The sequence below is a fragment of the Bradyrhizobium sp. Ken01 genome, from assembly GCF_055807355.1.
This window is the reverse complement of the sequence record NZ_JBVVPC010000025.1, coordinates 43164-63376: the sequence shown is the minus strand read 5'-3', so window position 1 is coordinate 63376 and position 20213 is coordinate 43164. Positions and strand designations below refer to the sequence as shown.

24 protein-coding genes and 1 riboswitch are annotated in these 20213 nt (G+C 64.0%); of the genes, 13 read left to right on the top strand and 11 right to left on the bottom strand.

The annotated features are described in order from the left end of the window. The first annotated feature begins 18 nt into the window (after window positions 1–18). Window positions 19–1143, top strand: coding sequence for an extensin family protein (locus tag AC0L3S_RS22945; RefSeq protein ID WP_473281442.1), 1125 nt, complete (start codon window positions 19–21; stop codon window positions 1141–1143). A gap of 38 nt (window positions 1144–1181) precedes the next feature. Here the strand turns inward: AC0L3S_RS22945 and AC0L3S_RS22940 are convergent, their stop codons facing one another. Beyond that, window positions 1182–1868 carry a L,D-transpeptidase gene (locus AC0L3S_RS22940; RefSeq protein WP_007594711.1) on the bottom strand — a complete coding sequence of 229 codons (687 nt, stop codon included), beginning with the start codon at window positions 1866–1868 and terminating at the stop codon, window positions 1182–1184. A gap of 336 nt (window positions 1869–2204) precedes the next feature. On the opposite strand from AC0L3S_RS22940, the gene AC0L3S_RS22935 reads away from it, so the two are divergent. From AC0L3S_RS22935 to AC0L3S_RS22925, 3 genes are all read left to right on the top strand, one after another. Next, complete coding sequence (locus AC0L3S_RS22935; protein ID WP_473265170.1) at window positions 2205–3182, top strand: magnesium transporter CorA family protein; 978 nt, start codon at window positions 2205–2207, stop codon at window positions 3180–3182. A gap of 186 nt (window positions 3183–3368) precedes the next feature. Further along, a complete protein-coding gene (locus AC0L3S_RS22930) occupies window positions 3369–3587 on the top strand; it encodes a hypothetical protein (protein WP_473265171.1) in 219 nt (72 codons plus the stop codon). Window positions 3588–3783: 196 nt separating this feature from the next. Then, window positions 3784–4413: a Uma2 family endonuclease gene (locus AC0L3S_RS22925; RefSeq protein WP_473281439.1), complete on the top strand. Its 630-nt coding sequence runs from the start codon at window positions 3784–3786 to the stop codon at window positions 4411–4413. Window positions 4414–4453: 40 nt separating this feature from the next. Here the strand turns inward: AC0L3S_RS22925 and AC0L3S_RS22920 are convergent, their stop codons facing one another. Next, window positions 4454–5206 carry an SDR family NAD(P)-dependent oxidoreductase gene (locus AC0L3S_RS22920; protein ID WP_473265173.1) on the bottom strand — a complete coding sequence of 251 codons (753 nt, stop codon included), beginning with the start codon at window positions 5204–5206 and terminating at the stop codon, window positions 4454–4456. A gap of 97 nt (window positions 5207–5303) precedes the next feature. Then, the gene (pdxH, locus tag AC0L3S_RS22915; RefSeq protein WP_473281437.1) at window positions 5304–5945 is read right to left on the bottom strand and encodes a pyridoxamine 5'-phosphate oxidase; all 642 of its coding nucleotides are present in this window, start codon (window positions 5943–5945) and stop codon (window positions 5304–5306) included. Window positions 5946–6058: 113 nt separating this feature from the next. Here pdxH and AC0L3S_RS22910 point away from each other — a divergent pair, with 113 nt between their 5' ends. Continuing rightward, window positions 6059–6460 carry an RT0821/Lpp0805 family surface protein gene (locus AC0L3S_RS22910; RefSeq protein WP_473265174.1) on the top strand — a complete coding sequence of 134 codons (402 nt, stop codon included), beginning with the start codon at window positions 6059–6061 and terminating at the stop codon, window positions 6458–6460. A 107-nt stretch (window positions 6461–6567) separates the two neighbouring features. Beyond that, window positions 6568–7530 carry a DnaJ C-terminal domain-containing protein gene (locus tag AC0L3S_RS22905; RefSeq protein ID WP_473281434.1) on the top strand — a complete coding sequence of 321 codons (963 nt, stop codon included), beginning with the start codon at window positions 6568–6570 and terminating at the stop codon, window positions 7528–7530. Between the two features lie 329 nt (window positions 7531–7859). Here the strand turns inward: AC0L3S_RS22905 and AC0L3S_RS22900 are convergent, their stop codons facing one another. Next, on the bottom strand, window positions 7860–8630 hold the full coding sequence (locus tag AC0L3S_RS22900) for an anti-sigma factor family protein (protein WP_473281432.1): 771 nt from the start codon (window positions 8628–8630) through the stop codon (window positions 7860–7862). 106 nt (window positions 8631–8736) lie between these two features. Further along, a complete protein-coding gene (locus tag AC0L3S_RS22895; protein WP_007594679.1) occupies window positions 8737–9225 on the bottom strand; it encodes a sigma-70 family RNA polymerase sigma factor in 489 nt (162 codons plus the stop codon). A 172-nt stretch (window positions 9226–9397) separates the two neighbouring features. Here AC0L3S_RS22895 and fabI point away from each other — a divergent pair, with 172 nt between their 5' ends. From fabI to AC0L3S_RS22875, 4 genes are all read left to right on the top strand, one after another. Further along, on the top strand, window positions 9398–10213 hold the full coding sequence (fabI, locus tag AC0L3S_RS22890; protein ID WP_473281430.1) for an enoyl-ACP reductase FabI: 816 nt from the start codon (window positions 9398–9400) through the stop codon (window positions 10211–10213). A gap of 14 nt (window positions 10214–10227) precedes the next feature. Further along, a complete protein-coding gene (locus AC0L3S_RS22885) occupies window positions 10228–10827 on the top strand; it encodes a histidine phosphatase family protein (RefSeq protein ID WP_473281428.1) in 600 nt (199 codons plus the stop codon). Window positions 10828–10916: 89 nt separating this feature from the next. Then, on the top strand, window positions 10917–12005 hold the full coding sequence (gene aroC / locus AC0L3S_RS22880; protein WP_473281425.1) for a chorismate synthase: 1089 nt from the start codon (window positions 10917–10919) through the stop codon (window positions 12003–12005). Window positions 12006–12085: 80 nt separating this feature from the next. Continuing rightward, complete coding sequence (locus AC0L3S_RS22875) at window positions 12086–13267, top strand: adenylate/guanylate cyclase domain-containing protein (protein WP_473281422.1); 1182 nt, start codon at window positions 12086–12088, stop codon at window positions 13265–13267. An 11-nt stretch (window positions 13268–13278) separates the two neighbouring features. On the opposite strand, the gene clpS is transcribed toward AC0L3S_RS22875, so the two are convergent. From clpS to AC0L3S_RS22850, 5 genes are read right to left on the bottom strand one after another with little or no spacing between them, the layout of a single operon-like run. Next, window positions 13279–13584 carry an ATP-dependent Clp protease adapter ClpS gene (gene clpS / locus AC0L3S_RS22870; protein ID WP_473281420.1) on the bottom strand — a complete coding sequence of 102 codons (306 nt, stop codon included), beginning with the start codon at window positions 13582–13584 and terminating at the stop codon, window positions 13279–13281. 43 nt (window positions 13585–13627) lie between these two features. Then, window positions 13628–13969 carry a DUF190 domain-containing protein gene (locus tag AC0L3S_RS22865; protein WP_063993368.1) on the bottom strand — a complete coding sequence of 114 codons (342 nt, stop codon included), beginning with the start codon at window positions 13967–13969 and terminating at the stop codon, window positions 13628–13630. 4 nt (window positions 13970–13973) lie between these two features. Next, on the bottom strand, window positions 13974–14402 hold the full coding sequence (crcB, locus tag AC0L3S_RS22860; protein WP_007607392.1) for a fluoride efflux transporter CrcB: 429 nt from the start codon (window positions 14400–14402) through the stop codon (window positions 13974–13976). Window positions 14403–14408: 6 nt separating this feature from the next. Beyond that, complete coding sequence (crcB, locus tag AC0L3S_RS22855) at window positions 14409–14798, bottom strand: fluoride efflux transporter CrcB (RefSeq protein ID WP_473281417.1); 390 nt, start codon at window positions 14796–14798, stop codon at window positions 14409–14411. Between the two features lie 16 nt (window positions 14799–14814). Further along, window positions 14815–16026 (bottom strand): MFS transporter, encoded by a 1212-nt coding sequence (locus AC0L3S_RS22850; RefSeq protein WP_473281414.1) that lies wholly within the window; start codon window positions 16024–16026, stop codon window positions 14815–14817. 135 nt (window positions 16027–16161) lie between these two features. Further along, a riboswitch (Fluoride riboswitch) is annotated at window positions 16162–16239 on the bottom strand. Window positions 16240–16498: 259 nt separating this feature from the next. Between AC0L3S_RS22850 and AC0L3S_RS22845 the strand changes: the two genes are divergently transcribed. Together AC0L3S_RS22845 and AC0L3S_RS22840 are read left to right on the top strand one after the other, a co-directional pair. After that, window positions 16499–17368, top strand: coding sequence for a DUF1194 domain-containing protein (locus AC0L3S_RS22845; protein WP_473265184.1), 870 nt, complete (start codon window positions 16499–16501; stop codon window positions 17366–17368). A gap of 165 nt (window positions 17369–17533) precedes the next feature. Then, window positions 17534–18166 carry a hypothetical protein gene (locus tag AC0L3S_RS22840; RefSeq protein WP_473265208.1) on the top strand — a complete coding sequence of 211 codons (633 nt, stop codon included), beginning with the start codon at window positions 17534–17536 and terminating at the stop codon, window positions 18164–18166. A 215-nt stretch (window positions 18167–18381) separates the two neighbouring features. Here the strand turns inward: AC0L3S_RS22840 and AC0L3S_RS22835 are convergent, their stop codons facing one another. Beyond that, window positions 18382–19440 carry a class I SAM-dependent methyltransferase gene (locus tag AC0L3S_RS22835; RefSeq protein ID WP_473281411.1) on the bottom strand — a complete coding sequence of 353 codons (1059 nt, stop codon included), beginning with the start codon at window positions 19438–19440 and terminating at the stop codon, window positions 18382–18384. A gap of 168 nt (window positions 19441–19608) precedes the next feature. Here AC0L3S_RS22835 and AC0L3S_RS22830 point away from each other — a divergent pair, with 168 nt between their 5' ends. Further along, window positions 19609–20211, top strand: coding sequence for a hypothetical protein (locus AC0L3S_RS22830; RefSeq protein ID WP_473265187.1), 603 nt, complete (start codon window positions 19609–19611; stop codon window positions 20209–20211). The last annotated feature ends 2 nt before the right edge of the window (window positions 20212–20213 follow it).

Genomic DNA, 20213 nt, shown 5'->3' with positions numbered 1-20213 from the left:
TTGGGCCAAAGAATTGTCATGAGTTTTAGCCTGCCCGCCTTTCGCCGCAAATGGTCTTGTCGCGGCTATATGTCCGTCGGCGCGGCCATGGTTACCGTCGCGCTCGGGCTCGCGGACCGGGCAGAGGCGCGCAGATATGGGTCCCCGCTGGATATCTTTGGTATTGCTGCACCACGGCCGCGCGCGACGGTTCATTCTGCCAATATCTCCGGCAAGATCCCGCTCCCAAGGCCTCGCCCTGAGGAGGCCCCCAAGGGATCGGCCAAGGCATCGGAGGAGGCTCCTGCGGAGACCGACGGCAAGCCTTCCACGGAAAGGCCTTCCGCGGACAAACCTGGCGCCACCAAGCCCGCCGAGGCGGCGCCGCCGCCCGAGAAACAGGCCTCGGCGTGCCGCCTCGCGCTGACCGAGGAGATCGCTATCGCGCCCTCGATCCCGGATATCCGCGGCCCTGGCGCTTGCGGCGGCGAGGATCTGGTGCGGCTCGAAGCCATCGTGCTGCCGGACAAGCGCAAGGTGGCGGTCAAGCCGGCGGCGATCCTCCGCTGCACCATGGCGTCCGCGATCGCCGATTGGGTGCGCAAGGACGTCGTGCCGCTGGCCGCGAGCCTCGGCTCGACCATCAGCGATCTCGACAATTTCGACAGCTTCGAGTGCCGCGGCCGCAACCGCGTTGTCGGCGCCATGCTGTCCGAGCACGGCAAGGCCAACGCGATCGATGTGCGCGCCATCAAGCTCGCTAACGGGCAGTCGATCGGCCTGACCGATCGCACCATGTCGCGCGAGTTGCGCGAGCGCGTGCTGCATTCGGTCTGCTCGCGCTTTTCGACCGTGCTCGGTCCCGGCTCGGATTGGTACCACGAGGACCATATCCATCTCGACCTCGCGCAGCGGCGCAACGACTACCGGATCTGCCAGTGGAACGTCTGGGATCCCCTGCCGCAAATTGCCCCGCTGCTGCCGGCCGAACGGCCCGAGGAGGCGCCGCCACGTGAGGTCGCGGCCAAACCCGAAGCTAAGCCCGAGATGAAGCAAGGCGTTGATGACGAGGCGGCGGAGACATCTCCCGCGCCTGCGGACAAATCGGCGGCCGAGGGCAACAAAACCCGGCCGCACAAGCCGGCAACAAAAAAGCGCCGGTAAAACCGGCGCTTTTGAATCTCATAGAGATCAGGACGGGATCAGTAGCTGCCCGCCTGGCCAGTTCCGCCGCCGCCGAGCGCGAGGCGCGAATTGTAGGGCGAATCGCCGTGCTTCGGTTCGAGCACCACGACGATGGTGCCGACCTTGACGCGGCCATAGAGGTCGATCGCATCCTCGTTGGTCAGGCGGATGCAGCCCGAGGAGATCGAGGCGCCGATATATTCCGGCTGATTTGTGCCGTGAATGCGGAACAATGTGTCCTTGCCGCCCGAATACAGATACATCGCCCGCGAACCCATCGGATTGTCCGGACCGGGGGCGACGAAGGTGGGCACGCCCAGGCGCGAAATTTCGCCGGGGGTCGGGTGCCAGGCCGGCCATTCGGTCATGCTGCCAACCTTGGCAATGCCGGACCAGGCCATGGCCTCTTCACCGACGGTGATGCCGTAGCGGATCGCCTTGCCGCCATCCAGGACGTAGTAGAGGTAATGGTTGTCGGAATCGACCACGATCGAGCCCGGCGATTCCTTGCGGTGGTACTCGACGATGGCGCGGCGGAACGGCTCTGCGACCGGGGTGTTCTCGTACCGAACCTTGGCAAGGAGTTCCTTGTCCTTCGGCTTGAAGGCCTTGGTGTCGGTCGCTTCAAAATGCGTGGCCTGCATGCAGCCCGACAGCATCAGGCCAGCGGCCAAAATACCCAGCGTAACTTTCAGCAACGACATGATTTGGTTCCAATCGACAACAACAAGCTTTCGTGGGGCTTGAGCAGGCCCAATTCCACGACTCCGTTGGCCCTATTATCGTTGAAATCTGCCACAATTCCAGCCTTACGAAGCTTCTCCCGCGCTGCAAGACCTTACCTGTGGCTTTTCTGCCGCAAGTTTTGCGGGCCAGAGTCGGTTTCGGGGCAAAACGGGCGCATGTGTCGATTCCATGCCACAGTTGGGCCACGGCGTCGCCACAAATGCAAACGCTCCGTTAATGTGCTTGTCATCATCAACTTGTCAGAATCGCGCTAAGGGCTGTCAGTCTGTCGCAGGCCCCTGCTGGAGTTGTGCATGTTTTCTGTGTTCGTTCCCTCCGAGTCATCCCTCAAGAAGGCCATCGTCGAGGATCTCGCGGCAGTCCCGGAGCATGCGGTCTGGATCGACCTGGTCAACCCGACCGCGGCCGAGGACAAAGCCGTCGAGAAGCTGTCGGGGATCGCAATCCCGACCCGGGAGGACATGCAGGAAATCGAGATCTCCAGCCGCCTCTATATGGAGAACGGCGCGCGCTACATGACCGCGACGCTGATGTGCCACTCCGATACCGATATGCCCCGGACCACGGCGGTGACCTTTATTCTCGGTGACCACCGCCTGGTAACGGTGCGCTATGACCAGCCCAAGCCCTTTGCGCTGGTCGAGGCCAAGCTGGCCCGGTCCTGCGCGCCGGCCATTACCGGCGAGATGGTGCTGATGGAACTGCTCGATGCCGTGATCGACCGCTGCGCCGACATCCTGGAGCGCTGCGGCGCCGAGATCGACCAGGTCTCGCATGACATCTTCGAGCCGGAGAGCGAGCGCCACGGCCACGCCAAGCAATATTCGCAAATCCTGATCTCGATCGGCCGCAAGGGCGATCTGACCTCCAAGGTTCGCGAGAGCCTGGTCTCGATCGGCCGCGTCGTCGCCTTCCTCTCGGCGGTGGTGGAGGGCGTGAAATGGTCGAAGGACATGCGCGAGCAACTCAAGACCATGCAGCGCGACGTGGTCTCGCTGACCGATCACGCCTCCTACCTCTCCAGCAAGATCACCTTCGTGCTCGACGCAATGCTCGGGGTCGTCAATCTCGAGCAGAACAACATCATCAAGCTGTTTTCGGTCATGGCGGTTGTCCTGATGCCGCCGACGCTGATCGCCTCGATCTACGGCATGAATTTCAAGTCGATGCCGGAACTCGAATGGGCGCACGGTTATCCGTTCGCGCTGGTGCTGATGCTGATCGCGGCGATCGTTCCGTACTGGATCTTCAAGTGGAAGAAGTGGCTGTAATAGCTACCGAGACCTTACGCGGGAAGCAGAGACACGGTGTCTGGTGTCGCAGAATAGAGCGGGATTGCGGCCGCACGGGGATGTGTGCTCGCCGCCCCAATTCCTCCGGTAAAATTTGAGCGGTGGGCTGAACGTTTGCGCGAAACTTGTCTGCGATAAGGAGCAGGTAAGCCGCGAGGAACAGCCATGGTTGAAAAACACATAACGACGCCCCCCAACGTCATCGATCTGGCGAGCTATCGCCACATCGTGACGAGCGGCAAGGCGTCGTCGATGTCGGCACGCATGTGCCGGCACTGTGGTGCTCCGCTGCTCGACGGTGAGAACGACGACGATTGCTCGACCGCAATCAGCACGGCCGCTCCGCAGCCACGCGAGAGGTCACGTCGGATTCGACTCGATTGAGGAACGGAAGCCAAGGGCGATCCAGGTCTTGCGGCGGCGTTGTCTGGATCGCCTTGCTCCCGTTCCCGTAGCTCTTCCCTACCATTGGATCGTAGTATCTGACGGGAAGGTGGCGGCCCCTGCCAGCCCTCCTTATCTCTATTGGCGTTCGCGGCGGAGCCGATTGGGCTCACGCCCGGTGACGTCGGAGACGCCCATGGGTGTTGGAATCAAAGAACCCACCAGGGCCGGGCGCATGTCCGGCGAGCGCTTCCGTGTGTTCCAGGAAGGTCGGCCGGACCATGAGCGCTGGGAGCTTGTCGGAGGTGTCCCGATGATGATGACGCCGCCAACGATTGCGCATAACCGCATCGCGGGAAATCTTGAGCGTCTGCTCAACGACGCGCTCGCGAGTCACGATCAGAGTCGCATCGCAATGCAGCGTCCCGGCATCGAACTTGGGTCGGGCGAATTCCGCCCCGAGCCGGATGTTGCCGTCATCGATGCGGAGTACGAGCCGGACCAGAGGTTCGTCGAGCGAGCCTATCTGCTGGCAGAGATCGTCTCCGCCAGTGACGACACGCGGGTGCCCGCCACCGAAAAAAGGTGGATCGACGTCAAACGAACCATCTATCTCGCGCACGCGGCCTGCGAAGCGGTGCTCATCATCGAGCAGGACCGGATGGAGGTCCGTCTCGACGCGAGAACGCCGAGTGGCGGGAGCTCGCAAACACTCGGCGGGTCCGAGGAATTGAAGCTGCCCGCATTCGGAGTGCAATGCGCCGTTGCTGATCTCTATCAGGGGACACCGTTACAGCCGCGGCGTGGCCGAAAGCGCCCCGCTTGAAGGGCTCTCAGACTCTCCGTCTTTGTACGATGACGAGAGCTTACACGTGCTGGCCGCCGTTGATGTGGATCTCGGCGCCGTTGACGTAAGACGAGGTGTCCGTGCACAGCACATATATGATCTTGGCGACCTCGTCGGGCGTGCCGAGCCGGTGCATCGGGATCTGCTGGTCGACGATCTTCTCGGTGCCCGGCGACAGGATCGAGGTGTCGATCTCGCCCGGCGCAATCGCGTTGACGCGCACGCCGACGCGGCCAAAATCGGACGCCATCTCGCGCGTCAGGGATGCGAGTGCGGCCTTCGAGGTGGCGTAGGCCGCGCCTGCGAAGGGATGCACGCGCGAGCCCGCGATCGAGGTGACGTTCACGACAGAGCCCTTGGCCGTCTTCAGTTCCTCGATCAGCCCGCGCGCCATCATGATCGGCGCGAAGAAATTGACGTTGAACACGTGCGTCCAGGTGTCGAGGTCGGTGTCGATCGAGCCGAGCCTGGAGCCGCCGGCGCCCTTCGGCGAGATTGCGGCGTTGTTGACCAGCGCGTGCAGCATCCCGCCTTCGAGACGGTCGCGGATGTCGGAGATCGCGCGCGTGGTATCGGCGGGGGTGGCGAGGTCGACCTGGATATGGTCCTCAGGGCCCGCGTCCCAAGGACAATCCTCCGGGAACGGATGCCGCGAGCAGGTGATGACGCGCCAGCCGGCCGAGGAGAAACGGATCACGGTGGCATGGCCGATGCCGCGGCTCGCTCCGGTCAGGAGCAGCGTACGGCGCGGCGCATTGGACGACTGCGGCATGGACATCTTTCAGGTTGGAGCATGATCCGGACCCGGAGGGCCGCGTTAGCGCAAAGCGTGCGGCGGCTTTCCGAAAGGATCATGCTCGAACAAAATACTAGGGGTACATCCGCGTCTTGGACCATTTCTGGCCGGCCGCGTCACGGCGAAATTCGATGCGGTCGTGCAGACGGAATGGGCGGTCATGCCAGAACTCGATACGCGACGGCGTGATACGCCAGCCGCTCCAGCCCGGCGGCCGCGGCACCTCGCCGATCATGTGCTTGGCGGCGACCTTGGCGATCGCCTGCTCGAAGGCGAAGCGGCTCTCCAGCTCCTGCGACTGCTTGCTCGCCCAGGCGCCGATCTGCGCCTGCTTCGGGCGGGTCGCGAAATAGGCGTCGGCCTCAGCCTCGGTCACCGGCGTCACGTTGCCGCGGATGCGGACCTGACGGCGCAGCGACTTCCAGTGAAAAAGTAACGCCGCCTTAGGATTTGCGGCGAGTTCGCGGCCCTTCTGGCTGGCGATGTGGCTGTAGAAGACGAAACCATCGGTATCGAAGCCCTTCATCAGCACCATGCGCACGTCCGGCAGGCCATCGGGATCGACAGTTGCGAGCGCCATGGCGTTCGGATCGTTCGGCTCGCTCTTGATGGCTTCGTTCAGCCAGGCCTCGAACAGCGCAAACGGCTCGTCGGCGGCGGTGAAATCACCGGATGTTAAGGGTGTCTGGTGTTTCATCGGGGTCGTGTCGGTCATGTCTGGGGTCCGAGTTGCGTCCTGCGGTCCAAAACGCGTCGTTGTCTGCTACCGCCCTATATAGGGTATGGGGACGCGTTGGCCTATCGGCGATCCGGCCGTCCGGCTTCGTCATGACGATCATTCTGATCGGGCTCGGCACCGGCGGTTGCAGCTTTTCCCGCAATGACAAGAGTGCCTACGCCAAGGCGGACGACAGCGACCTCACCGGCTCGATCGCAATGCCGGCCAAGGCGCCGACCGAGACAGATCTCGCCTTCGCCCGCAACGCGGCCTCCGACGTCCTCAGCAAGAACGACAAGGATTCCAGCCAGCATTGGGAGAATCCGGAAACCGGGGCGCGCGGTTCGGTCACGCCGATCGCGCAATCCTATGCCGCCGAGGACGGCCGCAAGTGCCGCGACTTCCTGGCAAGCTACGTCAACGGCAGCACCGAAAGCTGGCTCCAGGGCGCGGGCTGCCAAAGCAGCCGTGGCAGTTGGGAGATTCATACGCTAAAGCCGTGGCGGAGCTAGGAATCGCTTCACCAGACTAGTTGCAAAAATACCACTCGCCCCCCACATGAGGCTCAGTGGGCGGGGAGCCCTTTGAACAATTCGATTTCTTGAAGGAGACGTGACGGATGCGCGACCCCTATGAGGTCTTGGGGGTGCCGCGGAGCGCCAACGCTGCCGCGATCAAGAGCGCCTATCGCAAGCTTGCCAAGAAGCACCATCCCGACAGCAACAAGAACGACCCGAAGGCGGCCGAGCGCTTCGCTGAGCTCAATTCGGCCAACGAGATCCTCGGCGACGAGGACAAGCGCAAGCAATTCGACCGCGGCGAGATCGACGCCGACGGCAAGCCGCGCTTCCAGGGCTTTCCGGGCGGCGGTGGGCCGCGCGGGCGTGCGGGTCCCGGCGGATTCGAGAGCTATACGTTCCGCGGCGGCGGCGCGGGCCCTGGTCCGGGTGGCGGCGCGTTCGAGGACATTCTCAACAGCATGTTCGGCGGTGGGCCGCGTCCGCGCCCTGGGGCCGGCGGCGGTGCACAGTTCGAATTCGACACCGGCGGGATCGGGCTCGATCTCGACGTCAATGTCGCCATGACCGTCTCGCTGGAGGAGGCGGTGAAGGGCGGCGAGAAGCGCGTTCGGCTGCCGAATGGCAAGGAACTCAACGTCAAGATTCCGGCCGGCGTGACCGAGGGCCAGCAGATCCGGTTGCGGGGACAGGGCGAGAGCGCTCAGGGCCATCCGCCGGGCGATCTCCTGATCACGATCAGCATCGCGCCGCATCCGTTCTTCAAGATCGAGGGCGTCGATCTCAGGATCGACCTGCCGGTCACGCTTTACGAGGCGGTGCTTGGCGGCAAGGTCCGCGTGCCCACCCTCGGCAATGCCGTGGAGCTTTCGGTCCCGCAAAACACCTCCAGCGGCCGGACCTTCCGCCTCAAGGGCAAAGGATTGCCAAAAACTGGCGGAACCGGGGATCTCTTCGTCACTGTCAGGATTATGTTACCGGACGGGAACGATGCCGAGCTTGAAGCATTGATGGAGAAGTGGCGGGACCAGCGCCCCTACAATCCACGTAGCGGGCTTGGCTAACGCACGATCTGGAAAAGTGTGAAGGGGTTCTCCTAAAGACTGAGAGCGTCGTCCATCGGGGTGATGCTCATCATATGCCCGAGGCGTGGTAGCCCTTCTTGGCACGTGCTTGACGTGTCGGCTGTCCGGCGGGGCAGCCGATAAAAAGGTGCGGCCTCGAGAGGGGGACCAGCGCGGTACCAAAAACCCCAATCGAGGCCGCCCGCGTCGATCGGCGGATCGAACGCTGCTCATTTTCGCGTGATCATCCGGTGCGATAATGAGACGCGCCGATGTCTTCATTCCAAATTTTCAATGTCGGAATCGAGGCACCGCGATTGCGTGGTTGTCTAGGTGCCGCTTTTCTCTGCCTGGTCGTAGACGGCCTGCGCCACTTTGGTCAGCCGGTCGCGGTCACCGCCACCGCTGACGACGTAGCCGACGCCGCGCTCCGACCAGAACAGCGCCCCGTCCTTGTCCGTTCGGGCGTAGCGCATCTGCGTCGCGCCATTCTCGGTCTTGGCGGTGTAGATCGTGTACCGCTCGCCCGAGGCGCCCTCATACATCAGGAACGACGCCGGCCCGTTTGGCCCCGGCAAAAGCCGGCCACCGACGAGCTTCAGTCCACTCGCCTCCAGGTTCGGTGCAAACACGGTCCAGCCGCAGCGTCTGGTCAGCCAGGCCTGGAGGTGGTCGCGCTCGTTGCCGCCGACCTCGACGGGATGGCGAACCTCGACGACGTAGAGGCGGTGGGCGTCGAGCGCGTCGGTCGTAAAGCTCTGGAAGGTCGAGGGCGCGTTGGCGGCACCGTGCGCCAGCCAGCCGGCGGTGCCGCCGGCGACGAAGGCCACCAGCACGGCCGCGGCTGCGCCATACAGCCAGTGCCGCGGGCGGCGCTCCAGCCGTTCGAGCTCGAGCCGCGCCGGCACCGGCTCCTGGGCGACGGAATCGTAGCGGGCGTGCAGCATCTCGGCCATGGCGCGCCAGGACTGCACGCGCTCGGCATCCTCGGGCTGCGCGGCAAGCCATGTCTCGACGTCGGCGCGGCGCTCGGCCGGCAGCTCGCCGTCGACATAGGCGTGCAGTTCGTCCTCGGTCACTGGGATCTTGCGGTCGTTCATATCGATCGTCTCTGGCTCTGCGGCCCAAAATGTTCTTCGTGGTTCAATTGCGCCGCTTCCCATGCCATGCAGGAGAAACGACCGGCGCAATGCATCAATCCTGCCATCATTTCACCCGCCTGAGCGCCGGGCGCTCACCCTCCAGCGAGGCTTTAACGTGGGCGCGGGCGCGTGCCAGGCGCGACATCACGGTGCCGATCGGCACGCCCTGGATGTCGGCGACCTCGCGGTAGCTCATGCCCTCCAGCATCACCAGGAGCAGCACCGAGCGTTGCTCCTCGACGAGCGTCGCCAGCGCCCTCTCGATGTCGCGCCCTTCTGCTTCGGTCCCGCTGGCATCCGGGTTGTTCTCCGTCAGCTGCATGAATTGCGGCCGCCGTGCCAGCGAGCGCCGCCGGTTCTTGTTGAGGTTGGTCAGGATCGTATAGAGCCAGCTCCTGACGTCGCCCCCGAGGAACAGGCGCTCCGAACGCAGCGCCCGCACCAGCGTATCCTGCACCAGATCGTCGGCCGCGTCCGCTTCGCGCGTGAGCGCGCGGGCGTAACGGCGCAACGCCGGGATCATGGCTTCAACGCTCTGGCGAAACGCACTCATTGCGGTCTTGACGTCCTGCTGTTCGGCGCGAGCGCCACAACGATCATAACACCCGACCGGAACGGCTATTCCGGCGCTTGAAACAGCGTTAACGCCGCGTATTAGGACTGTACCGCAACGGAGGGCTGGTGTACCTCCAAACCTTACCGGGAGCTCGACGGGACGTTAGCAAATGGCGCAGAATTCAGGTCTGATGCAGGGCAAGCGGGGCGTGGTCCTCGGCGTTGCCAACAACCGCTCGATCGCCTGGGGCATTGCCAAGGCATGCCACGCGGCCGGCGCCGAGCTCGCCTTCACCTATCAGGGCGATGCGCTGAAGAAGCGCGTCGAGCCGCTCGCCGCCGAGATCGGCGGGCTCGTGCTCGGCCATTGCGACGTCACCGATGCCACGACCATCGACGCCGCCTTCGCGGTGCTGAAGGAGAAGTGGGGCAAGATCGACTTCCTGGTGCATGCGATCGCCTATGGCGAGCAGCTCGACGGCCGCTACGTCGACACAACGCAGGAGAATTTTTCGAAGTCCCTGCTGATCTCCTGCTATTCGTTCACGGCCGTGGCGCAGCGCGCCGAGAAGCTGATGACCGACGGCGGCTCGCTCATCACGCTCAGCTATTACGGCGCCGAGAAGTGGATGCCGCATTACAACGTCATGGGCGTCGCGAAAGCGGCGCTCGAAGCGAGCGTGCGTTACCTCGCCGCCGATCTCGGCGAGAAGAACATCCGCGTCAACGCGATCTCCGCGGGGCCGATCAAGACGCTCGCGGCGTCAGGCATCGGCGATTTCAGATATATCCTGAAGTGGAACGAGGCCAACGCACCGATGCGGCGCAACGTCTCCACGGAAGACGTCGGCGGCAGCGCGCTGTATTTCCTGTCCGACCTCTCGCGCGGTGTCACCGGCGAGGTGCACCACGTCGATTCCGGCTATCATGTGCTCGGCATGAAGCGCCCGGACGCGCCGGACATTTCGTTCGGCGGGAAGGACTAGTTTCTGAATCTGGAATGCCCGTGCCCACGATCTACTATCTGCGCCACGGCGAGACCGAGTGGAATGCGCTCGGCAGGCTTCAGGGCACCAGGGACATTCCGCTGAACGCGCGCGGTCGCGGTCAGGCCGTGCAGGCCGGCGGCATTCTCGCCGATCTGTTCAGGCGCGAGGGCCGCGACAAGGCTGCATTACCCTACGTGTCGAGTCCGCTTGGTCGCGCGCGAGAGACCATGGAACTGGCGCGGAGCAAGCTCGAACTGCCGACTGCGGACTATGCGCTCGACGATCGCCTGCGTGAGATCGGTTACGGCACCTGGGAGGGACTGACGCTGGCCGAGAGCGAGGCCTCCGATCCCGACATCTACGCCCGGCGCCTCGCCGACAAATGGCGGGTAGGCCCCGCGGGCGGGGAGACTTACGCCGATGTGCAGGTCCGCGTGCGCGCCTGGTACGACCAGCTCCGGACCGACACCGTCGCGGTCGCCCATGGTGGGACCTGCCGGGCCCTGATGGTTTCACTCGGCCTGGAGACGCCGGCGAGCGCCGCCGAACTCTTTATCGAGCAGGGCGCCGTCTACGTGTTCCGCGACGGGCGGCTGGAGAAGTTTAGCTAAGCCGGTCTGCCGTCTTGCGTAGCGGCTGCGGGTTTGACCCCCGGGCCCCCGCGCGTTACCACACACGGGAACCGAGCCAGCGAGCAACGATGTCCTTCAACACCTTCGGCCACATGTTCCGGGTCACGACCTTCGGCGAGAGCCATGGGGTGGCGATCGGCTGCGTGGTCGATGGCTGCCCGCCCATGATCCCGCTCGTCGAGGCCGACATCCAGGGTGATCTTGATCGCCGCCGGCCCGGCCAGTCGCGCTTCACGACTCAGCGTCAGGAGCCGGACCAGGTCAAGATCCTCTCCGGCGTGATGGCGCATCCGGAAACCGGCCAACAGGTGACGACGGGCACGCCGATCGGTCTCCTGATCGAGAACACCGACCAGCGCTCAAAGGACTATTCCGAGATCAAGGACAAGTTTCGCCCTGGCCATGCCGACTTCACCTATGAAGCGAAGTACGGCCTGCGCGACTATCGCGGCGGCGGCCGCTCCTCGGCGCGCGAGACCGCAACGCGCGTCGCCGCCGGCGCGATCGCGCGAAAGGTGCTGCCCGACGTCAGGGTGCGCGGCGCGCTGGTGCAGATAGGGCCGCACAAGATCGACCGCGCGAAGTGGGACTGGGACGAGATCGCGAAAAATCCGTTCTTCTGTCCGGACAAAGACAAGGCCGCGTTCTTCGAAACCTATCTCGACGGCATCCGCAAGAGCGGCTCCTCGATCGGCGCGGTGATCGAAGTCGTCGCCGAAGGTGTGCCGGCTGGCCTTGGCGCGCCGATCTACGCCAAGCTGGACGCCGAGCTCGCCTCCGCAATGATGAGCATCAATGCGGTGAAGGGCGTCGAGATCGGCGCCGGCTTTGCTGCGGCCGAACTCACCGGCGAAGAGAACGCCGACGAGATGCGCACGGGCAATGACGGCACGCGTTTTCTGTCCAACAACGCCGGCGGCGTGCTGGGCGGTATCTCCACGGGTCAGCCGGTGGTGGTGCGTTTCGCGGTGAAGCCGACCTCGTCGATCCTGCAGCCGCGTCTCACCGTCGATCGCAACGGCGCCGACACCGAGATCATGACCAAGGGCCGCCACGATCCCTGCGTCGGCATCCGCGCCGTGCCCGTCGGCGAAGCCATGATGGCCTGTGTGTTGGCCGATCACTTCCTGCGCGACCGCGGCCAGGTCGGGCGCTAGCGTTGCGCGAGGCGCTTGTGTCGCGCCACTAGCTCACCGCGCAGCTTGACGATCCCACAACTTCGTCCGCAAATGCGAACATGGAAAGCTCCGAGCTCCAACGTATCACCAGCTGGCTGATCGACGGCGCCTGGTCGTCGAAGGCCCCAGCCGAGATGACGGCGGAAGCCTGCGAACGGATGGTCGCAGCCGGTCTGCCGCTATGGCGGTTCGGCATCTTCATCCGCACGCTGCATCCCGAAATTTTCGGTCGCAACTTCATCTGGCGGGAGGGCGAGGAGGTCGAGATCGGCACGGTCGATTTCGAGATCCTGGAGACGCCGGAATTCGCCAGAAGTCCGCTGCGGGTCGTGTTCGAACAGGGACTTGAGGTGCGGGGACGCATGGACGATCCCGGCAGCAAGCATTTCCCTTTTTTCGACGACATGCGAGCCGAAGGCGTAACCGACTACGTCGCGACGCCAATGCAGTTTCTCGACGGCTCGGTCCACGCGGCGAGCTGGACCACGCGCCATCCAGGCGGCTTCACCGATGAACATATCGCGGCGATTCACGCCATCGTCAAACCGCTCGCGCGCATCACCGAGATCATCAGCCTGCGCCGCACCGCCGAGATGCTGCTCGACACCTATGTCGGCAATCGTGCCGGCGCGCGCATTCTTGGCGGTCAGATCCGCCGCGGCCACAACGACACTATGCAGGCTGCGATCTGGCTCTCCGATCTGCGCGGCTTCACCGCACTGTCGGACCGGCTGCCGGCCGAGACCGTGGTCGAGATCCTCAACCATTATTTCGACTGCCAGGTCGCAGCGATCCGCGGTCATGGCGGCGAGGTGCTGAAATTCATGGGCGACGGCCTGCTCGCGGTATTCCCGATCGACGAATATGTCGGTGATGCCGCGCATGTCTGCACGCGCGTGCTGGAGGCGGCGCGCGAATCCCGTGCCAGCGTCGAGGCGCTTGCGTATCCTGTCGGCGACGTCATCGAGCGCTTCCGCTTCGGTGTCGCGCTCCACGTCGGCAACATCCTCTACGGCAATATCGGCGGCGGCAACCGCCTCGATTTCACCTGCATCGGCCCCGCCGTGAACCTTGCCGCCAGGCTCGAGAAGATCACGGGGCGCCTGGGGCGGACCGTCGTCGCCTCGGAAGGCTTCGCCAATGTCTGCCGCCAGGACTGGCACGAGCTCGGCGAATTCCCGATCGCGGGCTTTTCAAAGGCGCAGCGCGTGTACGGGCTGGCGGAGGAGACGCGGCGCTAGTCGACTGAGCGCTATTCCTCCGGCTCCGTGGTGAACAGCAGGGGATAGCCCTTGGTGCGGCCGGCATCCGTTGCGCGGGTAGCCTTGGTCTCGGCGACGTCCTTGGTGAAAACCGCGACCACGCAGGCGCCGAGCTTGTGGGCGGTGATCATCACCTTGTAGGCCTGATCCTCGGTCATCCGAAACTCGGCCTTGAGGAGCATCGTGACGAACTCGCGGGGCGTAAAGTCGTCGTTGATCAGGATGACCTTATGAAGCTTCGGCCGCTCGACCTTGGTCTTCGTCCTGGTTTTCGGTTTGGCAACGGTATCGTTCATTCCGCCTCCCGGATATGGCGGGCTCCGGTTCCTGCCGGCGCGCTCAGCGCGCGGCCTTCTCACCATATTGCAGGACCTGCACCTTCTCCAAGGTGATCAGGCCGCTCGACATCATGCCATCCAGGATGGGCAGGAATGCATTGATGTTGTCCTCGCTGTCGACGATCTCGACCAGCAGCGGCAGGTCTTCCGAGAGTCGCAGGATTTTGGACGTGTGGAGCCGGCTCGACTTGCCGAAGCCCATCGGGCCGCGCAGCACGGTGGCGCCGGCCAGATGCCGCTCGCGCGCCGTCAACACGATCGCTTCATAGAGCGGCTTGCCGTCGAAATGGTCGCTCTCGCCAATGAAGATCCGGAGCGAAACTGCCTGATTGGGGATTTGCATGGTGTCAGCTCCTTCGCAAGCGGTTGGTGCCGCTGGCCATCATATGGCCTGCCCATACCGACACCAGCCAGCAAATGACGGACGCCGCGATATAGGCGAGCGCCGTGTATTTCATGCCGCCGTGGAACAGGCGGAAGGTCTCGAGGCTGAAGGTCGAAAAGGTCGTGTAGCCGCCGCAGAACCCGGTCATGACGAACTGCCGGTGCTCGGGCCGCGCCAGCACCCGGCCGTCGGGGCCGGTCAGCGTCGCGTAGAAGCCGATGATCAGCGAGCCGGTGGCGTTGATGAACAGCGTCGCGACGGGGAAGCCGGGGCCGGTGTCGAGCGCAAGCCCAACCAGATAGCGCGTCAGCCCGCCGACCATGCTGCCGGCGGCAATCCAGGCATAGAGCGTCGCGGTGCGCCAGCGATCGGCAGAGGAGGAGGACTTCATCTGCCTCTAGCCTCCCAGAGTGTCCGCGAGGAGGAAGCCGCAACTGACTGCCGCGAGGCAGAGCACGACCGAGACCGCGACATTTCCGAGCGCGTGCATCGGCTCGCCGTTGCGCGCCAGCGTCAGCGTTTGCAAGCTGAACGAGGAGACCGTGGTGTAGCAGCCAAGAAAGCCGGTGACCGCGAACAACCATGGATCGGGCGCGGCGAAGGCCGAGCCGGGATGGGTCGCCAATGCGCCAAAAATGCCGATCAGAAAGGCGCCGGTGACGTTGATGGTCACGGTGCCCCACGGAAACGTCTCGCCCAGCCGCCGGGCGATCGCGCCGGAGATGAAATAGCGCGCGCAGCCGCCGAGCACGCTGCCGATCATGATCGCAAGCACTCCGCTCAGCACGGCGAACAGCCCCCCGTCATCGTTTCTCCTCCGTTGCCAGCCCGTCGCCGACGGCGAACAGCCCTATGAGCGCGACGAGGGCGAAGCCGAGCCCGGCCAGGAACGTGCCGGCCGGACCATAGGCATCCCACAAGGCGCCGGCGATCACGCTTGCGGCCAGCATGGCAAGGCCGGTGAACAGGTTGAAATAGCCGAACGCGGTGCCACGCAAGCCCGGTGGCGCTACGTCGGCGACGAGGGCCGAGAGCAGGCCTTGCGTCAATCCCATATGCAGTCCCCACAGCACGACGCCGAGGGCGAGGCCCCCAAGGTTTGGCAGCAGCGCGAGCGCGAGATCGGCGCCGGCGAGGAAGACGAGGCCAAGCGCGAGCAGGCCGGTGCGGTTGATCCGGTCCGAGAGCGCGCCGGCCGGATAGGCCGACAACGCATAGACGATGTTCATCAGCACCAGCACGGCCGGCACCCACATCGCATTGAGCCCGATGTTCTGTGCGCGCAGGATCAGGAAGGCCTCGCTGAAGCGCGCCAGCGTGAACACGACGCCGACCGCGACCACGCGCCAGTACACGGACCCGAGCTGGCGCATCGCGGCGGTATTCAGCGGATTCCTTGACGGCTCTCGGCTTGGGTCCGGCTCCGGCTCGCTCACCGCGAACGCGATCAGTCCGAACGACAGGAAGCCCGGCAGCACGGCCACCCAGAACACCATCGTAAAATTGTCCGCCGTCCACCACATCAGGCCGATCGCCATGAGCGGCCCGACGAACGCACCGATCGTATCGAGCGACTGACGCAGGCCGAAGCTCGCGCCGCGCAAACCGATAGGTGCGATATCGGCGATCAGTGCATCGCGCGGCGCGCCGCGAATGCCCTTGCCGACGCGGTCGATGAAGCGCGCGGCAACCAGCCATCCGACGCTGGGGGCAAGCGGGAATAGCGGTTTTGTCAGCGCGGCGAGCCCGTAGCCGAGCGCGGCGAGAAATTTGCGCCGGCCGAGCCAGTCGGACAACGCGCCGGAGAAGATCTTCGTGATCGAGGCGGTCGCCTCCGCAATGCCCTCGATGAAGCCGACGGTGAGCGTGGAGGCGCCGAGCACGGTGACAAGATAGACCGGCAGCAGTGCGTGGATCATCTCGGAAGAGACGTCCATCAGCATCGAGACGAAACCGAGCACCCAGATTCCCCTGGGCAGCCCCGCACGCGCAGCATTCGGTGTTGTCGTCGTCACGTCCAGGACTTCTCCTCGGCCTCTGCTTGACCTCTGCTCGACCTCTCCTCGGCCTTCGCACCAGGCAACAAAAAACCCGCCAGCGGCGGGTTTGTCCATGCTCCCGCCGAAGACAGAGGCCTGAAAATTGCCCCTCCTCAAGCAGGAGTCACCAGCCCACTACGGTCACAGGCAGCCGGGCGGTTGTCGGGGGACTCCATCCCCATCTGTGTCGTCAGCCTAGCATGGAAATGGCGCCGGACAAGTGGGCGGGGTGCTCTGTCCCGTGGCCCGTTCTTCCGGGAGCGCACGATCGCGCAGTCCGCGGCGCGAGCGCGGCAACATGGCGGCAGCTTTGCGTGATGCTTCGCAATCCCCGACCCGCAAGTCCTAACGCGCAAATCCCTAACTGGAATGTGAAGCGCAAGCGATCTTCGGACTTTGCGGCAAGGCGATTGCATGTCACCATCGCGTCATACGACGGGAGGCTGCGATGCGCTTGCTGTTCTCGATCGGGGCTGTGCTGGTGACCGGCATGTTTGCCGGAGGGGACGTCGCGGGCATCGCGGCACCAGGACCCAAATTCGAGTCGCCTAAAATTCAGCCGCAGCGGCAAGCAGCCGACAGGGACGCACAGACGGTCGATGTCGAGCTGATCCTCGCTGTCGACGTCTCCTACTCCATGGACATGGACGAGCTCGCAATCCAGCGTGAAGGCTATGCGCAGGCGATCCAGTCGAAGGAATTCCTGCAGGCGCTGAAGCTGGGTCCGAACGGCCGCATCGCGGTGACTTATTTCGAATGGGCCGCGTCGACTGACCAGAAGATCATCATTCCCTGGCGCCTGATCGACGGACCGGAGACCGCCGATGCCGTCGCCGCCGAAATCCTGAAGACGCCAATCCGGCGCGCCTCGCGCACCTCGATCTCCGGCGCGATCAGTTTCGCGATGCCGCTGTTCGACGAGGATCCCTATCGGGGCTTGCGTCGTGTGATCGACATTTCCGGTGACGGTCCCAATAACAATGGAACTCCGGTCGCGATTGCGCGCGACGCAGCGATCGAGAAGGGCATCGTGATCAACGGCCTGCCGATCATGGTCAAGGAGCCGTCCTATTCGACCATGGATATCGACAATCTCGATTTCTACTATGAGGATTGCGTCATCGGCGGCCCCGGTTCCTTCGTCATCACGATCAAGGACCGCGACAAGTTCAAGGAAGCCATCCGCACCAAGCTCTTGATGGAGGTTGCGGGCCGTATGCCGGAGCGCCCGGTGATGCGGGTTGCGGAGAAGGACAAGGAGCCGCGTGTGAACTGCATGATCGGCGAGAAGATCTGGTCGGACCGCTGGGGTCGCTGAGCGCTATCTCCGATCACGACATTTGTTGGCTTCGCCCCGCGGTTGAATTTAACCGTTCGTTAATCGGTGGGTGGCCCTAATCCAATTGTTTCCGTCAATGACCTGATATTGCTGGCCGGCGCGCAGACGAAGGCGGGTTTGTCAGACTGGTCCGCCGAGCAACCAATGGCCATCGTCACGCAGAGCACCAGCCAGATTTCTCCTGCCAGCGAGCGGGTCTATCACCAGAGCAACCTGCTCGGTGAATGGAAGGGCAATTGGGCGGGAAACAATCAGGCCGTCGGCTTCAAGGTCGTGAACATCCGCGGCGCCCGCGCGCAGGTGGAATACACCCATAACGGGCACACTGAACGTGGTTTTGGCAAGGTCGACGGTGCAACCATCAGCTTCGGTTCGGTCACGATCGGGACCAAGAACGGCAAGAATGCGGCGCTCGTGTTCTCCGCCGGCGGCGGTCAGGCCAGTGCATCACTTGAAAAACAGGCGCCGCCCGCCTCCGAAAGCCGTCTCATCGGAAGCTGGGGTGGCTATTCGGCCGACAACAACAAGAGCGCGAGCTTCCGGGTCGTCTCCATCACCGGCAACGAGGCGCTGGTCACGACCACCATCGACGGCGTCACCCGGCAGGGCACCGGCATCGTCTACAAGAACGTGGTCATGTTCGGACAAACGCAGATATCGACGGACGACGGAAAGAACGGCAAGGTCATCTTCCAGGTTGGAAACAAATCTTTCCAGGTAGGGGTGACGAAATTACCGCCGTCCGACACGTCGTCCTCGGTGGACAAGACGGCGTAGCCGATCACGGCTGCTGCGCGCTGGACCGCGTCAGCGCCTTCAATTGCCGGTCGATCTGACGCAAGACGTCGCAGGCGGGCGTCAAAGCGCCATTGCCGATCATTTGCGGCGGCCAACTTACGTCGCGGCGCGAGCGAGGCAAGGATGGCGGCGCCAGGCGTGGCTGTAGCATCGGCATGACCATATGCCGCAGCCACGCGCCGGAATGAGGAAGATCAGATCCGCGCCTCCAGAATCAGATTGAAGGGCGTTTCAGCAGCGCGGCGGAAGCGCGTCAGTCCGCCCTCTCGCGCGACGTTGCGCAGCCTTGCCTCGCCCGCTTGGGCGCCCAGTCCGAGGCCCACCTCCTGGTCGAGCGAGGCTGGCGTGCAGATCATGGTCGACGCCGCATAATAGACCCGCCCGACCGGGTTGAGATTGTCCTCGAGGCGGTCGCCTGCGAACGGCTCGACCAGCATGCAGGTGCCGTCCTTTGCCATGGTCTCGCGCACGTGGCCGATGGCGCCGACGGGATCGCCCATGTCATGCAGGCAATCGAAGAAGCAGACGAGATCATAGCCCTCGGCCGGATAGGTCTTGGCGGAATGAACAGCGAAGCTGACCCGGTCGCCCAATCTGGCTTCGGTGGCCGCCTTTCGCGCGGCCTCGATCGAACCCTCGTGATAGTCGAAGCCGTAGAAGCGGGAGTTCGGGAAGGCTTCCGCCATCAGCCGTGTCGAGACGCCGTGCCCGCAGCCGACATCGGCGACCTTGGCGCCGCGCTTCAGCTTGTCCACGACGCCATCGAGCGCAGGCAGCCATTCCTGCACCAGATGGTGCATGTACCCGGTGCGGAAGAAGCGGGCGGTGCCGCAGAACAGGCATTCGCTGCGCCGGTTCCAGCCGACGCCCTTGCCGGATTTGAATGCGTCCGAGACCTTCGGCTCGTCGAGAAACGCCGAGGCAATGACATTGCCGAACGCACCGAGGAACACCGGACTGTCCTCATCGGCAAGCGCCATCGCCTGCTCCGGCAGCATCGAGAATTTTGCCGAAGCGGAATCGTATTCGATGTAGCCGGACGCCGCCTGGCTTGCGAGCCATTCGCGGACGTAGCGCTCCGCCGTCCCGGTGGCGTTTGCGAGCTCGGACGAGTTCATCGGTCCCTTGGCGGCAAGGGTACGGTAGAGACCGAGCTTGTCCCCGAGCAGGACCAGCGACGCATTCATCGCCGCACCGAATTCGGTGACCATCTTGCCCATAAAGGCATTCAACCTGTCGGAATTGACCTCCATGACAGCCTCCGTGCTGACGCGCCCCCTTAGGTGGGTCAATCCGGCATGCGGGAAGTTCAAACTGGCAGGAAAACGTGATCCCGGAACTCAAGGGAAGACTGGTGTCGCTATGCTGGCATTCATGATGTCTGGTGGGTATAATTCGCAAGCTTTTCGACGGTTATTTGGATGTCCAGGCTTACACGCTCTTGCGGTCTCGCGGTTTTTCTTGCCCTGCTCTGCCTCGGCGAAGCGCCGGCTCATGCGCAAGGCGCACCCCTGCAATATTGGATCCCCGGCGGACCTTTCGGCTTCGGCGGCGTCGCCGGCCAGAGCGCCGACAGCTACGGCAATTTCCCGAGCTTCAATGGCGGCGACGCAAGCGGCCGCAGCAATTTTGCGAACGGCTTCTTTGTCGGCAGCCAGCATGGCAATCTCAACTGGAGCGGCCTCAGCCCGGCCGGACTGAGCGGCAATTTCAGCGCGCTCTCCTACGACAGCACGCAGTTCGGCTACAACACCAAGACGGCGGGCGGCATGCCTGTCACGTTCTTTGCCGGTTTCGACACCCTGAAATACGGCAACGGCATCGGCAGCTCGCTTGCGCCGCTCACCTCCAGCGCCTCGCCCGGCTACGGCGCATTTGCGGGTGTCGAGTTCAAGCCGACCTCCAACCTCAGCCTGTCGTTCGGGGCCGGGTTCACCCAGCAGGATTCGGGCCGCATGGATAGCGATCTCAGATCGAACATGCTGCCTGGCGAGTCGCCGGCGTTGAGTGGCCTTCGGCGCTAACT

Coding starts and splice junctions, on each gene's coding strand:
- AC0L3S_RS22835 (WP_473281411.1), bottom strand. CDS start 19,440: ATGGAGGTCAATTCCGACAGGTTGAATGCCTTTATGGGCAAGATGGTC.
- AC0L3S_RS22865 (WP_063993368.1), bottom strand. CDS start 13,969: ATGCAAATCCCCAATCAGGCAGTTTCGCTCCGGATCTTCATTGGCGAG.
- clpS (WP_473281420.1), bottom strand. CDS start 13,584: ATGAACGATACCGTTGCCAAACCGAAAACCAGGACGAAGACCAAGGTC.
- AC0L3S_RS22885 (WP_473281428.1), top strand. CDS start 10,228: ATGCCCGTGCCCACGATCTACTATCTGCGCCACGGCGAGACCGAGTGG.
- aroC (WP_473281425.1), top strand. CDS start 10,917: ATGTCCTTCAACACCTTCGGCCACATGTTCCGGGTCACGACCTTCGGC.
- AC0L3S_RS22895 (WP_007594679.1), bottom strand. CDS start 9,225: ATGAGTGCGTTTCGCCAGAGCGTTGAAGCCATGATCCCGGCGTTGCGC.
- AC0L3S_RS22845 (WP_473265184.1), top strand. CDS start 16,499: ATGCGCTTGCTGTTCTCGATCGGGGCTGTGCTGGTGACCGGCATGTTT.
- AC0L3S_RS22940 (WP_007594711.1), bottom strand. CDS start 1,868: ATGTCGTTGCTGAAAGTTACGCTGGGTATTTTGGCCGCTGGCCTGATG.
- AC0L3S_RS22935 (WP_473265170.1), top strand. CDS start 2,205: ATGTTTTCTGTGTTCGTTCCCTCCGAGTCATCCCTCAAGAAGGCCATC.
- fabI (WP_473281430.1), top strand. CDS start 9,398: ATGGCGCAGAATTCAGGTCTGATGCAGGGCAAGCGGGGCGTGGTCCTC.
- AC0L3S_RS22875 (WP_473281422.1), top strand. CDS start 12,086: ATGGAAAGCTCCGAGCTCCAACGTATCACCAGCTGGCTGATCGACGGC.
- crcB (WP_007607392.1), bottom strand. CDS start 14,402: ATGAAGTCCTCCTCCTCTGCCGATCGCTGGCGCACCGCGACGCTCTAT.
- AC0L3S_RS22900 (WP_473281432.1), bottom strand. CDS start 8,630: ATGAACGACCGCAAGATCCCAGTGACCGAGGACGAACTGCACGCCTAT.
- AC0L3S_RS22905 (WP_473281434.1), top strand. CDS start 6,568: ATGCGCGACCCCTATGAGGTCTTGGGGGTGCCGCGGAGCGCCAACGCT.
- pdxH (WP_473281437.1), bottom strand. CDS start 5,945: ATGACCGACACGACCCCGATGAAACACCAGACACCCTTAACATCCGGT.
- AC0L3S_RS22840 (WP_473265208.1), top strand. CDS start 17,534: ATGGCCATCGTCACGCAGAGCACCAGCCAGATTTCTCCTGCCAGCGAG.
- AC0L3S_RS22925 (WP_473281439.1), top strand. CDS start 3,784: ATGGGTGTTGGAATCAAAGAACCCACCAGGGCCGGGCGCATGTCCGGC.
- AC0L3S_RS22910 (WP_473265174.1), top strand. CDS start 6,059: ATGACGATCATTCTGATCGGGCTCGGCACCGGCGGTTGCAGCTTTTCC.
- AC0L3S_RS22920 (WP_473265173.1), bottom strand. CDS start 5,206: ATGCCGCAGTCGTCCAATGCGCCGCGCCGTACGCTGCTCCTGACCGGA.
- AC0L3S_RS22930 (WP_473265171.1), top strand. CDS start 3,369: ATGGTTGAAAAACACATAACGACGCCCCCCAACGTCATCGATCTGGCG.
- AC0L3S_RS22830 (WP_473265187.1), top strand. CDS start 19,609: ATGTCCAGGCTTACACGCTCTTGCGGTCTCGCGGTTTTTCTTGCCCTG.
- AC0L3S_RS22945 (WP_473281442.1), top strand. CDS start 19: ATGAGTTTTAGCCTGCCCGCCTTTCGCCGCAAATGGTCTTGTCGCGGC.